The following is a 13,153-nucleotide window of genomic DNA, read 5'->3' on the forward strand; positions in this document are numbered from 1 at the left end:
TTGCCTGAGGACGCTCTTGCGGTGACGGAATGTCCCGATCATATACGGGGTGTGACGGTGGCTTATGCCACCCCGGCCGCCCAGACGCCGGCGGATCCGGATTCAGGCCGATCTCGAACACCTTGTCCGCGCCGTCCGGCTCCCCGCCGTTGCTGTCGGCGTTCGTCGTGGACAGCCACAGGGCATTGCGGCCCGGCACCGTCTCGACGGTGCGCTGCCGCCCGTGCTCACTGACGTAGTACGCCTTAGGGGTGCCCGTCGAGGTGCCGTACACCGGGATCCGCCACAGCCGCTCGCCGCGCGGCGCCGCCATGGAGAGCGCGCCGTCGGCGTAGGTGACCCCGCTGGGGGGAGGCCGACGCGGCGGCCGGGCCCCGGTCCGCCGGCTATACGTACCGCACGCCCGGGCGGGGGTGAGGCCACCCGGGTTTGGCGCATGCGCCCCCGCTTCCGTAAAGTTTCGCCGTTATCCAGGGGAACAGGCGAACCAGAAAGCGGCAGCGGCGATGACGGTGACAGACGACGGCCGGGCCGAGCGGACGGGTATCGACCCCGAGCGGCTGGCGACCTGCCTGAGCGTCCTGGAGGAGCTCGACCGGCTGCCGGTCGACCACCCCGACGCGATCACGGTCCGCCGGGCCACCTCCGGTGTCTACCGGACCGTGAAGCAGCGCAGGCGCCAGGAGCGGCGGGCCGCGAAGACCGCCAACGACAAGGCCGTGACCGAGGCCACGGCCACCGGCGCGGCCGACCGGATCGACGACGAGACGCTGGGCCGCGCGCTCACCAGCTCCGTCACGACGGAGATCGCGGGCATCCTGGACCGTCCCCGGTCCTGCTATGTCTGCAAGACCCGCTATGTCGAGGTAGACGCCTTCTACCACCAGCTCTGCCGCGACTGCGCCGCCGAGAACCGGGCCCGCCGCGACGCGCGCACCGACCTCACCGGGCGCCGGGCGCTGCTCACCGGCGGCCGGGCGAAGATCGGCATGTATATCGCGCTGCGGCTGCTGCGCGACGGCGCGCACACCACCGTCACGACCCGCTTCCCGAGCGACGCGATACGCCGCTTCACCGCGATGCCGGACAGCGGTGAATGGCTGCACCGGCTCAAGATCGTCGGCATTGATCTCCGTGACCCCGCCCAGGTGATCGAGCTGGCCGACTCCGTGAGCGCCGCGGGCCCGCTCGACATCCTGATCAACAACGCCGCGCAGACCGTCCGCCGTACGCCTCAGGCGTACGCGGAGCTCATAGCCGGCGAGTCGGCGCCGCTGCCGGCCGGAGAGCTCCCCGAGTCCGTCGTCCTCGGCTCCTTCGGCAGCGGCTCCCAGACGGCCCTGCCGGGCCCGCGCGCGGCCGAGGGGGCCGTCGACGGGGCACTGACCGCGCGGGACCTCACCGCCCTCGCCCTCACCAGCGGCTCCGCCTCACCCGCCCGGATCGAGGCCGGGACCGCGATCGACGCGGGCGGGCTCGTACCGGATCTGGACCCGACCAACACCTGGATCCAGCGGGTCCACGAGGTGGATCCGGTCGAGATGCTCGAAGTGCAGCTCTGCAATGAGACGGCGCCCTTCATCCTGGTGAGCCGGCTGCGCCCGGCGATGGCCGCCTCGCCCGCCCGCCGGAAGTACGTGGTGAACGTCTCCGCGATGGAGGGCAAGTTCGGCCGCGGCTACAAGGGCGCGGGCCATCCGCACACCAATATGGCCAAGGCCGCGCTCAATATGCTCACCCGCACCAGCGCGCGCGAGATGTTCGAGTCCGACGCCATCCTGATGACGAGCGTCGACACCGGATGGATCACCGACGAGCGCCCGCACCCGGACAAGATGCGGCTCGCGGCCGAGGGCTTCCACGCCCCGCTCGACCTCGTGGACGGCGCGGCCCGCGTGTATGACCCGATCGTCCGGGGTGAGCAGGGCGAGGACCTCTTCGGGTGCTTCCTGAAGGACTACGAGCCGACGACCTGGTAGCCCCCGGGCCCGGCGGCCCGGGCCCGGCGGCGTCGCTCAGCGGCGCGGCGCCAGATACGCGGCCCAGCCGGTGCCGGGCAGCGGATGCCGGATCCACCCGTGGGCGTAGCGCGGGGGAGTGCCGTGGGCGCGGCCGAGGGCGGCGGTGGGCATCCGGGCTGCGCGGTCGAGTACACCGTCCACGTTCGTGGACCGGTTGTTGCCCTTGACCTGCGCCGAGGCGCAGCCCGCGGCGTAGCCGACCGGCAGCGCGCGCGGGCCGGTGACCAGGCACGGCGGGCGCACCCCGAGCCGGTGCAGACCGGTGGCCGCCGCCTGGTACCGGGCGGCGGTCCTGGCTTCCCCGGAGGTGTTGTGCACGAGCACGGCGTACTGGCTCCCCAGGTGCAGGGCGAGGGCCACCCCGAGCGCGGCGACCGGCACCGGTGAGCGGGCGGCCCGTATCGCGCGGACCGCGAGGCCCGCTACGGGGAGGGCCAGCAGGGCGTAGGCGGGGAGCAGGAAGCGGGGCGCCGCGTAGGTGATGAGCAGAAGATAGGGGACGGACAGGGACGCGGCGCAGACGAGCGGGAGCACGGTCGCCGCGAGCCGGTCGGGACCGTCCCGGTGGAGACGGTGGTCCCGCAGCGCGAACGCGAGCGCCGCCGCGGCCAGCAGTGGCAGCGCGAGCCACCACACGGTCAGCTCGGGGTGGCGCAGCGGGACGTGGCACGGGCGGCACAGCAGCGGACCGTTGAGGGCGCGCAGCGCGGGGCCGGCGTTGAGGTGGGGCGCCATCCCGCCCTCGGTGGCGCTGGAGAGCCGCAGCCGCGCGCCGATGCCGCCGAAGCGGGCGTACGCCTCGATCACCCACTGCGCGGCGCCGAGCCCGAGCCCGGCGAACAGCGCGGGCAGCGCGGGCCGCCACCGCCGTACCCCTGTGGCGCCGAGCAGCAGCGGCAGCGCGAGCCAGCCCCCGTCCGGGGCGCGCAGCAGGGTGACGCCCGCGGTGAGGGCGGCCAGCCACCAGTTGGCGGGCCGCTCGGCCGGGGCGCGCAGAAACCAGCCCACGGCGGCCACCGCGCCGAGCGCCACCCACAGGTTCGGCATCGCCTGCGATCCGCTGATCTCCGTGATCCACAGCCCCGAGAAGAGCAGCGCGGCGAGCGCCGCCGTCCGCTGGCCCACCAGCGGCCCCCACACCCGGAACGCCCCGTACAGCGCCGCCGCCGACAACAGGGCGAGCGCCACCCGGAGCGCCGGTACGGAGGAGGTCACGGCGAGGAGGGGCGCCACGAGCACGCTGATGCCGCGCGAGCGCGGCGCGCTGAAGAACGCGGCGGGGTGGCGCGGATCGACCTGCGAGACATAGACGCTCTCGTCCCACAGCAGCCCGCCGCCCATGTGCGGGACGACCAGTGCCAGCTGCGCCACGGCATACACCGCGGCGACAACCGCGAGCCACGGCACCTCGCGCGGGCGGGGCGCGGGCGGCCCCCCGACCCCCGGCCGTACGGCCGCCGCGGACGCGGTCACGCCCACGCCCTTGCCCGCAGCGTCGCGCACGGCCCCGCCGCGGCGTGTGCGGCGCGTCGGTCGCGGGAGTGCGGCGGGAGCGCGGCGGCTCGCCCCGCGCCCGGCGGGAGCGTGGGGCGATGGCCCCGCCCGGGCGCGACCGGGCGCCCGCGAGGGCACCGCTCGTCGCGGGCCGCTCGCGGCGCCCCGGGCCTCGGGCACCGGCCGGCAGGGCGGTGGCTCGGGGCGGGCCATGGGGCGGTGGGCGCGGCCCGCCGCGGCGCGCAGGGGGCCGCCGCGGCGCCGCGCGGGGTCATGCGCCGGCCTTCCCGCCCGCCGCCGGGGTCCGGCGGCGGCGGAGGGCGGCGGTGCAGCGGCGGACCAGCCGGCCGGCGCGGGCCCGCGCCAGGCTCCGGGTGCGCTCCCAGGCGCGGGCTTGCCGGCTCGACGCCAGCTCCTCGAAGAGCCGCTCATAGCGCCAGGCGATCGGCGCCGGGTCGTAGGTCCGGGCGCTCTCCAGCGCCGCCGCGCCCATCGCCCGCCGGCCCGGCTCGTCGTCGATGAGCTCCAGCAGCGCGGTGGCCAGGGCCTGCTTGTCACCGGTGGGGACGAGCCGTCCGGTGACCCCGTCCTGGATGATCTCGCCGGGGCCGAGCGGGCAGTCCGTGCTCACCACCGGCACCCCGCAGCGCATCGCCTCCACGATCGTCATCCCGAAGGACTCGGCGTCCGAGGCGACCGCGACGAGCGACGCCTTCGCGAACTCCTCCTCGATGGGGGAGTAGGACCCCATCAGGGCGGCGCTCCCGGACAGGCCGAGCCGTTCGATGCGCTCCTGCAGCCGCTCCTTCTCGGCGCCTCCGCCGTAGATCCGCAGCCGCCAGTCGGGGTGCTTGGGCGCGATCTCCGAGAAGGCGTCTATCAGCAGTTCGAAGCGTTTGCCGCGGACCAGACGGCCGGCTGCCGCGATGACGGGCGCGGTGCCCTCGGAGGGCTCGACGGCCGGTTCGGGGACGCTGTTGGGTATCGCGAGGGTCCGTACGCCCGGCAGCGGCATCTTCGCCCGGTAGACCGCGGCGTCGGCCTCCGTCGTCGTGACGACGGCGTCGAGCGTGCGGTAGTACGGCGCGAGCTCGGCCAGCAGCTTCTTGCTGTGCGCGTCGTGCCGCAGATGTTCCTGGGCGATGCGCAGCGCGCGGCGCGGGCCGAAGCGCGCCAGATACACATTGACGCCCGGCCGTGTGCCAATGATCACATCGGCGTCGGAGCCGCGCAGATACTCCGCGGCTCGTACGTCGATCAGCCTGCTGTACTGATGGTGCCGCTTCTCGGCGGACGGAAAGTCCCGGGAGTCCTCCTCGAACAGCGGGTCCTTCGCGTCGGGGCCGTCCGAACGCGTGTCGACCAGCGGGACAAGCCTCACCCGGGGGTCCAGGGTGAAGCGCGGCGTCTCGCGATGCCGCATCATCGAGACGATCTCCACCTCGTGACGGTCGGCGAGCGCCGTGGCGAGGTTCATCGTGGTCCGGATCGTTCCGCCGATCCCGTAGGCGTTGTGCAGCAGCAATGCGATCTTCATGCGGTGTCTCTCCGGCCGGGGGTATTCACCGGGGCGCGTTCCCCCCGGAACATTGCGGACACCTTTGCGTGACACGGTAAGTCCGTCGCGTGAACAAGGTGAGAGCCGGGTAAGAAGCGCAGCCCGGGGCCTATGCGCGCGGCCCGCACCTCGGCGACCTTGGCACACTCGGGATGTGACCTACACCGTGCTGCTCGCCGAGGACGACCGTGCCATCCGCCAAGCGCTGGAGCGCGCCCTGACGCTGGAGGGGTACCGCGTCACCGCCGCTCCCGACGGCATCGAGGCGCTGGCGGCGATCCACCGCGAGCACCCGGATGTCGTGGTGCTGGATGTGATGATGCCGGGCGTGGACGGGCTCCAGGTGTGCCGGGTGCTGCGTGCCGAGGGGGACCGTACGCCGATCCTCATGCTCACCGCGCGGGTGGAGACCGCCGACCGGATCGAGGGGCTGGACGCGGGCGCGGACGACTATGTGGCCAAGCCGTTCGAGGTCGATGAGGTCTTCGCCCGGCTGCGGGCGCTGCTGCGCCGCGCCGCCCCCGCCGAACCGGCGGCGGACGAAGCCGTCTTCGACGGCGTCCTGGAGGTCGCGGACCTGCGGCTGGACCCGTCGGCGCGGCGGGTGTGGCGCGGCGGTACGGAGCTGGAGCTGACCCGGACCGAGTTCGACCTGCTGGAGCTGCTGGCGCGCAACGCGGGCATCGTGCTGGACCACGCCACGATCTATGCCCGCATCTGGGGCTACGACTTCGGCCCGGGGTCGAAGAACCTCGCCGTCTACATCGGCTATCTGCGCCGCAAGGTGGATCTGGAGGGGTGCACTCCGCTCATCCACACGGTGCGCGGCGTCGGCTACACCCTGCGGGAGGAGTGATGGTGCGGCTCCCACTCCTGCGCCGGTTCCGCAATCCGCGGCCCAGCCTGCGCACCACCTTCGCGCTCTCCTTCGCCGCGGCGGCGTCCGTGGTCACGCTGCTCGTCGGCGGCCTCAGCTATGACGCCGCGGCCGGGCTGGTGCGGGTGGACCAGCAGTCGGCGTTCGACGATGTGATCCGCGATCTGCGGACCCAGGTCCAGGGGGCCAAGGTGGTCCTGCGCAAATACCCCCCCGACGCCGCCGTCCCCGTCCCGTACGACCTCCGGGACGATCTGCGCCGGATCAGCCGGATGGATGTCCAGGTGATCAACGGGAGGGGCAGGGTCTACGACGCCGGGAAGCCCCCGCTGCCGGTCGGCGACGAGGACCGGACCACCGCCGCCGCCCCGACGCCGGGCACCGTCGTACGGCGCAGCGTCGGCATCGGCGGTGAGCAGTACCGGATGGCCACGGTGGCCGTGGGCGACGGCTCCGGCGCGGTCCAGGTGGCCCAGCAGATCAGCGACACCGAGGATCTGCTGCAGGAGCTCCAGAAGCGCACCGCGCTGTTCGTCGTCGCCGTCATCCTGGCCGCCGGTCTGGCCGGCTGGTGGCTGGCCGGGCGCATCACCCGGCGGCTGGTGCGGCTGACCCGGCTCGCCGAGAGCGTGGCGGCGACGGGCCGGATGGAGGTGGCGGTGCCCGTCACCGGAGAGGACGAGGTGGGCCGCCTCGGGCGGGCCTTCGACGGCATGCTCGGACGGCTCGCGCGCTCGAAGGACGACCAGCGGCGGCTGGTCCAGGACGCCGGACACGAGCTGCGCACCCCGCTCACCTCGCTGCGCACCAATATCTCGCTGCTGCGTCGCTTCGAGGAGCTGCCGGGGCCCGCGCGCGAGGATCTGCTGGCCGATCTGGCGGGGGAGACCCGGGAGCTGACCGATCTCGTCAACGAGCTGGTGGACCTGGCGGCCGATCAGCGGGACGACGAACCACGCACCGAGGTGTCCCTGGAAGCGGTGGCCACGACGGCCGCGGCCCTCGCCCGGCGCCGGACCGGCCGGGAGATCACCGTACGGGCCGAGGGCGACCCCCGGGTCGAGGGGCGCCCGGCCGCCCTGCAGCGGGCGATCTCCAACCTGGTGGAGAACGCCGCCAAGTTCGACCGGGACGGCACCGAGCCCGTCGAGGTGGTGGTCATCGGCCGCCGGGTGGAGGTCCGCGACCGGGGACCGGGCATCGCCGAGGAGGACCGCGAGCGGGTCTTCGACCGCTTCTACCGCGCGCCCCCGGCGCGCAGCCTGCCCGGCTCCGGGCTGGGCCTCGCCATCGTGCGCGAGGTCGCCCTCGCGCACGGCGGTACGGTCTTCGCCCGGCCGCGGCCGGGCGGCGGCGCGGTGCTGGGCTTCACGGTCGGCGCGGACCCCGGGCTGCCGTAGGAGGTATCCGCACAGTCCCCCGGCCCGCGACGCCTGGCACCTCCCGGCTGCCGCTGGGAGGTGCCTCCGGCTCGCTGCGTTGTCGGGACCACCCACGTACGCCCCGTACGGCGACCCTCCGCCTTGCGATCGCACGCCCCCGGAGGCCGTGGGCTGATCCGACGCGCACGGTGCCGCACCGCGATGGGCGTCACGGCTTGCGCGCGACCCCGGCCCACATGTTGATGTCCGCGCTGCGGATGTCCTCGGGGCGGTCATCGGCGTCGGGCTTCCAGTGCTGCGGCTCCGAGACGCCCGGCTCGACCAGCTCCAGGCCCTCGAAGAAGCCCGCGACCTCGCTCTGGGAGCGCGTCGTGAAGGGTATGCCGCTCTCCTTGTAGATCTCGATGACCTTCACCCAGGTCTCCGCCGAGAAGTCGTGGGTCGAGTGCGTCAGCATCAGATAGCTGCCCGAGGGCAGGGCGTCCATCAGCTCACGGACGATCTCGTACGGCTTCGCCTCCTCCGGGATGAAGTGGAAGAGAGCGTTCACCGACATCGCCACCGGCTTGCTCAGATCGAGCGTCTCCTGCAGCTCGCCGGCGTTGATGATCCGCCGGGGCTCGCGCACATCCGCCTGGACGTAGGCGGTACGGCCCTCGGGGGTGCCGTTCAGCAGGGCCTGGGCGTAGGCCAGGACGATGGGGTCGTTGTCGGTGTAGACGACCCGCGCGTCCGGCGCGACGCCCTGCGCGACCTGGTGGAGGTTGGGCTCGGTGGGGATGCCGGTGCCGATGTCGAGGAACTGCCGGACCCCGGCCTCGCCCGCCAGCCAGCGGGTCGCCCGGTGGATGAAGCCCCGGTTGACACGGGCGTTGAGCTTGACGGTCGGGTAGACCCCCAGCACCTTGGCGGCGGCTTGTGCGTCGACCTCGTAGTGGTCCTTGCCGTTGAGGTAGTAGTCGTACATCCGCGCCGAGTGCGGCTTGGTGGTGTCGATCTGGTCTGGGGCGAGGCCGTAGTCGGTCACGCGGCCCTCCGTTCCGGTGCGGTTGCCGCCGAGGTGGTCAGGTTCGGATCTGGATGGGTGAGAAGGAAGTCCGCCGCGCCCGCCTTGGCGCCCTGGATGAACGTCTCGATCTCGTGGTGGGTGTAGATCAGGGCAGGCCCGTCGGGGTCGGTCGACTGACGCAGGGCGACCCGCCCGTCGCTGAGCTTGAGGGCCTCCACGCACGCACCGCCGTTGGGGCCGCTCCAGGGCTTGCGCCAGCCTTCCGCCCCCAGATGGTTGGCCGGCATTCCGTTGTACACATCTTTTACCTGATCCACGGTCAGAGCTCCTTGCGAATCTCACGGAGAAAGCTCTCGGTGCGCCGCGCCGGGGTGGCCTGGGTGCCCATACGGTCCAGGGCCTCCAGATAGGCGGCCACATCGGCGCGTTGGTCGAGATAGCCGGCGCCGGTCAGGCCCTCGGCGTAGACGATGTCCGGCAGTTCCGGGATCTGGAACCGGAAGAGCTGGAAGGGGCCGCCCATGCCCGGGTGCGGACCGGCGGCGAACGGCACCACCTGAAGGGTGATGTTCTTCATCTGAACGGCCTCGATGAGGCGGTCGAGCTGAGCGCGCATGACATCGCGCCCGCCGATGGTCATACGGAGCACCGTCTCGTCCATGACGGCCCACAAGTGCGGTCCGCCCGGGCGGGTGAGCAGCTCCTGACGCTCCATCCGCAGCGCGACCCGGCGGTCCAGCTCCCGGTCGGTGCCGTTCGGGAAGCCGACGGACAGCAGCGCGCGGGCGTAACTCTCGGTCTGCAGCAGACCGGGGACGAAGTGCGGCTCGTACGCGCGGATGCGGCTGGCCGCGCCCTCCAGGCTCACATAGAGGCTGAACCAGTCCGGCAGAACATCCCGGAACCGCTGCCACCAGCCGGGCCGGTTGGCCTCCTCGGCGAGCGCGAGGAAGGACTCGATCTCCTCCTGCCCGGCCCCGTAGGTCTGCAGCAGCTTCTCGGCATACGGGAGTTTCAGGCCGACCTCGGCCTTCTCCATCCTGCGCACGGTGGTCTGGTTGACGTGCAGCGCCTTGGCGGCCTGGTCGTAGCTGAGGCCGGCTTTCTCGCGCAGGTCCCGCAACCGCATGCCGAGGACCATCTGCCCGACGGTCGGGGCAGACCGCGCTTCACCCACGTCGTACCTCCTCGGACGGTGTTGGCCACCTTCAGTGTGTCATCTGCGAGGTGTGCGGAACAGAGTGCTCTGGCTATTCTGCATTTTGCAGACCGCGTCTTGCCAACTGGGCCTTGCAGCAAGGATAGTGACGATGTGACCGGTCCCAACGTGGCTGCCGTGTCGCGGACTTGCGGCATGCACATGCGGCATTCACGCCCCACAGATTGACGGACGGAAGGCACATGGCTGTGGCATTGCGTCAACGCTCGACCCCCCTTGTGAGCTCCGACAGCATTGACGCGGCCCTTCGCCAGGAGAGCTTCCACCTGCCCGCCCGGAGCGCCTCGGTCGCCGCCGCCCGCCACCGGGTCCGCTCCCGGCTGCCTGAATGGGGCTTCCACGAGGACATCTGCGACGCCGCCGAGCTGGTGATGTCCGAGCTGTTCACCAACGCCCTCGTGCACACCCGAAGCGAACAGATCGGCTGTGTCCTGCGCGCCCACGAGCGGCGCTCCCTGTATATCGAGGTCGCCGACGAGGGCGGCGGCCCCTCCGGCCCCACCCTGCGGGACGCGGGCGTGGAGGACGAGAGCGGACGCGGGCTCGCGCTGGTCCGCGCCCTGGTCGACGCGTGGGGGGACCGGCCGGGCGACAACGGCGGCCGCGTGGTCTGGGCCCAGCTGAGCGCCACCGTCCACTGACCGCCCGGCGGGGTCGCTAGGCTCTTCGGGTGCACGCCGTCCCACGCCGTCTGTTCCCCGCCCTCGTGGCGGCGGCCGGGCTCGCCGGATGCGAGGACCCCGGGCCGCCCGGCCGGGTCCGGCCGGCCACCGGTCCGCGCGGCGGTCCGTACGCCACCACCCCCAGCTATCTGCTCTGCCGCCTCCGGGACCGGGAGGCGGTCGCGTCGTGCGAAGAGTACGGCGGTGACCGCGTGGGCGGTGGCGGCCGGAAGCGGGCGGTGGGCACGCGCATGACCACGACGCCGAAGACCTGGGCGTCCCTGCCGACCGGCTCGGCTACCACGGCCGACCCCGGGCCGAAGGGGGTGACCAGCGGCAGGCTGCCCGTCGTACGGCCGGACAGGGCCCGCTCGGCGGGGCCTGAAGCCCAGGCCCCGCCGCCCGCCACCCGTGCGCCGTCCCGGTCGCGGATCTCCACGGCGGTGCCGTGCAGCGCGTGGTAGCGGGACACCTCCAGGACCAGGCCGGAGGTGTCGCCGTCCCGGATCGCCTGATCGGCGAGTTCGGCGAACCGGGTGGCGTCCGCACGCCGCTCCAGCAGCAGCTTCCCGGTGCGGTGCGAGGAGTACGCCGGCGCGAAGGGCACGGCGAGCGCGGTCACCAGACAGGCGATCAACACCGTACAGACGGTGAGGATCCTCAGGTGCATCCGCCGGTTCCCAGCCGGTACCCGGTGCCGCGCAGCGTCTCCACGAGCCCCGGGCAGCCGGTCTTGGAGCGGATCCCGGCGATATGCACATCGAGGGACCGGGACGCCGACAGCAGCAGATCGCCCCACACCGCGTCCAGGATCTCCTCACGGCTGCGGACGATCCCTGGCTCGCGGGCGAGCAGGGCCAGGACATCGAACTCGCGCCGGGTGAGCGTGACCGGCCTGCCGTCCACCTCCAGCCGCCGGGCGGCCAGATCGATACGGACGCCGCCCGTCGCCACCACGGGGCCGGCGGCCGCGAGCGGGCGCGTGCCGCGCCGTACGACGGCCTCCATCCGGGCGATCAGCTCCGCCGTACGGAACGGCTTGACCAGATAGTCGTCGGCACCGCCGCGCAAGCCCCGCAGAATGTCCCGCTCCGCGGCGCGCGCGGTGACCACGATGATCGGAACGGCGGAGACGCGACGCAGCCGGCGCAGCGCCTCGAGGCCGTCCATATCGGGCAGCCCCAGGTCGAGCAGGACGAAGTCGGCGCCGTCCTTGAGCCGCAGCGCGTCGTCCGCGCGCCCGGCGCGGACGACCTGGTGCCCCAGCCGGGCGAGCGCGGCGGTAAGGGCGGCTGCCAGCCGGTCGTCGTCTTCGACCAGGAGAACGTGCATGGCCCACAGGATAAGCGGCGCGCCGCCGGGTCATACAGAGGTCTTCTGCGGCTCCCCGGAGGCGGTCGTGTCGCCGGTGTGCCCCCGGGTGAGGGCGGCGTCCCGGGTCTCGCGCATGGTCAGATAGACGATCAGGGAGACAGCGGCACAGCCCGAGACGTACCAGTAGAATCCGGACTCCGCACCGGTTTTCTTGAACCACAGCGCCACATACTCCGCGGTGCCGCCGAACAGGGCGTTGGCCAACGCGTACGGCAGGGCGACCCCGAGCGCCCGCACATGCGTCGGGAAGAGCTCGGCTTTCACCACGGCGTTGATGGAGGTGTAGCCGGTGACGATGACCAGCGCCGCGAGCGAGAGCAGCAGTGCCCCGAGGAAGGTGTCGGTGTGCGACAGCGCGGTCATGACGGGAACGGTGCCGAGCATCGAGCCGATCCCGAAGGTGATCAGCAGCGGACGGCGGCCGATCCGGTCCGACAGCGACCCGGCCGCCGGCTGGAGCAGCATGAACAGGAACAGCGCGCAGAAGCTCACCAGCGAGGCGTCGGACTTGCTCAGCCCGGCCGTGTTCGACAGATACTTGGTCAGATAGGTCGTGTAGGTGTAATACGCGACCGTGCCGCCCATGGTCAGCGCGATGACCAGGGCCGCCTCCTTGCGGTGGCGCAGCAGCTCGCCGATGGTCCCGCGCTCGCTCCCCTGGTGAGCGTCCTCCTCGGCGTACACCTCGGTCTCCAGCAGATTGCGCCGCAGCCAGAAGATGACGGCGGCGCCCACGCTGCCGACGATGAACGGGATGCGCCAGCCGTAGGAGTGCAGCGCGTCGTCGGACATGGTGTGCTGCAGCACGATCTGCAGGCCCAGGCCGATCAGCTGGCCTAGGGTCATGGATACGTACTGGAAGCTGGAGACGAAGCCGCGGCGGCCGGGCTGGGACGCCTCGGTGAGATAGGTGGCGCTGGCCGCGTACTCGCCGCCGACCGACAGGCCCTGCAGCAGTCGCGCCACCAGGAGGACGAGCGCGCCGAAGTAGCCGACCTGGTCGTAGGTGGGCGCGATGGCGATGAGCAGCGCGCTGGCCGACATCAGCGTCACGGTGAGGGTGAGCGCCGCCTTGCGGCCGCGCCGGTCGGCGTACCGGCCCAGCAGCCAGCCGCCGACGGGGCGCATGAAGAAGCCGACGGCGAAGATGCCGGCGGTGTTGAGCAGTTGCGCGGTGTCATTGCCTTTGGGGAAGAACGCTCCGGCGAAGTAGGTGGCGAAGCTGGCGTAGACGAACCAGTCGAACCATTCGACGAGATTGCCGATCGAGCCGCCGATCACGGCTCGCCAGGGTGTACGAGGGGGATGAGCTGGGGCGCTGTCGGTCACGGGGCCTCCTTGAGCGAGCGGGTCCGGCGACGCCTGGGGAGGGGCGCCGCCGCGGGTCGTAGCCTCGGTGCGGGCGGCTGCCGCGTACAGGCCCCGCGCAGAGAGCTAACGTCCGGTTAACAGTCCTACCCCGTGCGGAGCGGGCCGGAAAAGACGGTCAGCGGAGGCCGCTGACGCCGTAGGTGGTGACCGACCGGTTCCCCGAGTATGAGGTCAAGGGCGAATTCC

12 protein-coding genes are annotated in these 13,153 nt (G+C 72.4%); 4 read left to right on the forward strand and 8 right to left on the reverse strand.

Annotated elements, in window-relative coordinates:
- The first annotated feature begins 506 nt into the window (after positions 1-506).
- Positions 507-1,979: an SDR family NAD(P)-dependent oxidoreductase gene (locus tag ABZS71_RS05155; protein WP_355858965.1), complete on the forward strand. Its 1,473-nt coding sequence runs from the start codon at positions 507-509 to the stop codon at positions 1,977-1,979.
- 36 nt (positions 1,980-2,015) lie between these two features.
- Here the strand turns inward: ABZS71_RS05155 and ABZS71_RS05160 are convergent, their stop codons facing one another.
- Together ABZS71_RS05160 and ABZS71_RS05165 are read right to left on the reverse strand one after the other, a co-directional pair.
- A complete protein-coding gene (locus ABZS71_RS05160) occupies positions 2,016-3,524 on the reverse strand; it encodes a hypothetical protein (RefSeq protein ID WP_356207692.1) in 1,509 nt (502 codons plus the stop codon).
- A 262-nt stretch (positions 3,525-3,786) separates the two neighbouring features.
- Positions 3,787-5,052 (reverse strand): glycosyltransferase family 4 protein, encoded by a 1,266-nt coding sequence (locus tag ABZS71_RS05165; RefSeq protein WP_356207694.1) that lies wholly within the window; start codon positions 5,050-5,052, stop codon positions 3,787-3,789.
- A gap of 175 nt (positions 5,053-5,227) precedes the next feature.
- On the opposite strand from ABZS71_RS05165, the gene ABZS71_RS05170 reads away from it, so the two are divergent.
- Complete coding sequence (locus ABZS71_RS05170; protein WP_355857492.1) at positions 5,228-5,929, forward strand: response regulator transcription factor; 702 nt, start codon at positions 5,228-5,230, stop codon at positions 5,927-5,929.
- Complete coding sequence (locus ABZS71_RS05175; RefSeq protein ID WP_356207696.1) at positions 5,929-7,350, forward strand: HAMP domain-containing sensor histidine kinase; 1,422 nt, start codon at positions 5,929-5,931, stop codon at positions 7,348-7,350. The genes ABZS71_RS05170 and ABZS71_RS05175 overlap by 1 nt, the downstream gene beginning before the upstream one ends.
- A 190-nt stretch (positions 7,351-7,540) precedes the next feature.
- Here the strand turns inward: ABZS71_RS05175 and ABZS71_RS05180 are convergent, their stop codons facing one another.
- The 3 genes from ABZS71_RS05180 to ABZS71_RS05190 are packed head-to-tail and all read right to left on the reverse strand — an operon-like array spanning position 7,541 to position 9,518.
- Entirely contained in the window at positions 7,541-8,359 is an 819-nt protein-coding gene (locus tag ABZS71_RS05180; RefSeq protein ID WP_356207698.1) for an SAM-dependent methyltransferase, read from the reverse strand.
- On the reverse strand, positions 8,356-8,628 hold the full coding sequence (locus ABZS71_RS05185; protein WP_356207870.1) for a DUF397 domain-containing protein: 273 nt from the start codon (positions 8,626-8,628) through the stop codon (positions 8,356-8,358). Before ABZS71_RS05185 ends, ABZS71_RS05180 begins: the two co-directional genes overlap by 4 nt.
- A 32-nt stretch (positions 8,629-8,660) precedes the next feature.
- Positions 8,661-9,518: a helix-turn-helix transcriptional regulator gene (locus tag ABZS71_RS05190; RefSeq protein WP_356207699.1), complete on the reverse strand. Its 858-nt coding sequence runs from the start codon at positions 9,516-9,518 to the stop codon at positions 8,661-8,663.
- 260 nt (positions 9,519-9,778) lie between these two features.
- Here ABZS71_RS05190 and ABZS71_RS05195 point away from each other — a divergent pair, with 260 nt between their 5' ends.
- On the forward strand, positions 9,779-10,201 hold the full coding sequence (locus ABZS71_RS05195; RefSeq protein ID WP_355857503.1) for an ATP-binding protein: 423 nt from the start codon (positions 9,779-9,781) through the stop codon (positions 10,199-10,201).
- A 166-nt stretch (positions 10,202-10,367) separates the two neighbouring features.
- Here ABZS71_RS05195 and ABZS71_RS05200 read toward each other — a convergent pair whose 3' ends face one another.
- Genes ABZS71_RS05200 through ABZS71_RS05210 form a run of 3 tightly spaced genes read right to left on the reverse strand, consistent with a single transcriptional unit; the run spans position 10,368 to position 12,925 of the window.
- Positions 10,368-10,892: a hypothetical protein gene (locus ABZS71_RS05200; RefSeq protein WP_356207701.1), complete on the reverse strand. Its 525-nt coding sequence runs from the start codon at positions 10,890-10,892 to the stop codon at positions 10,368-10,370.
- Complete coding sequence (locus tag ABZS71_RS05205) at positions 10,883-11,554, reverse strand: response regulator transcription factor (RefSeq protein WP_356207703.1); 672 nt, start codon at positions 11,552-11,554, stop codon at positions 10,883-10,885. The genes ABZS71_RS05200 and ABZS71_RS05205 overlap by 10 nt, the downstream gene beginning before the upstream one ends.
- A 30-nt stretch (positions 11,555-11,584) precedes the next feature.
- Entirely contained in the window at positions 11,585-12,925 is a 1,341-nt protein-coding gene (locus tag ABZS71_RS05210; RefSeq protein WP_356207705.1) for an MFS transporter, read from the reverse strand.
- Positions 12,926-13,153: the final 228 nt, after the last annotated feature.

The organism is Streptomyces sp. NPDC005393 (genome assembly GCF_040606675.1).
Classification (GTDB): Bacteria; Actinomycetota; Actinomycetes; order Streptomycetales; family Streptomycetaceae; genus Streptomyces.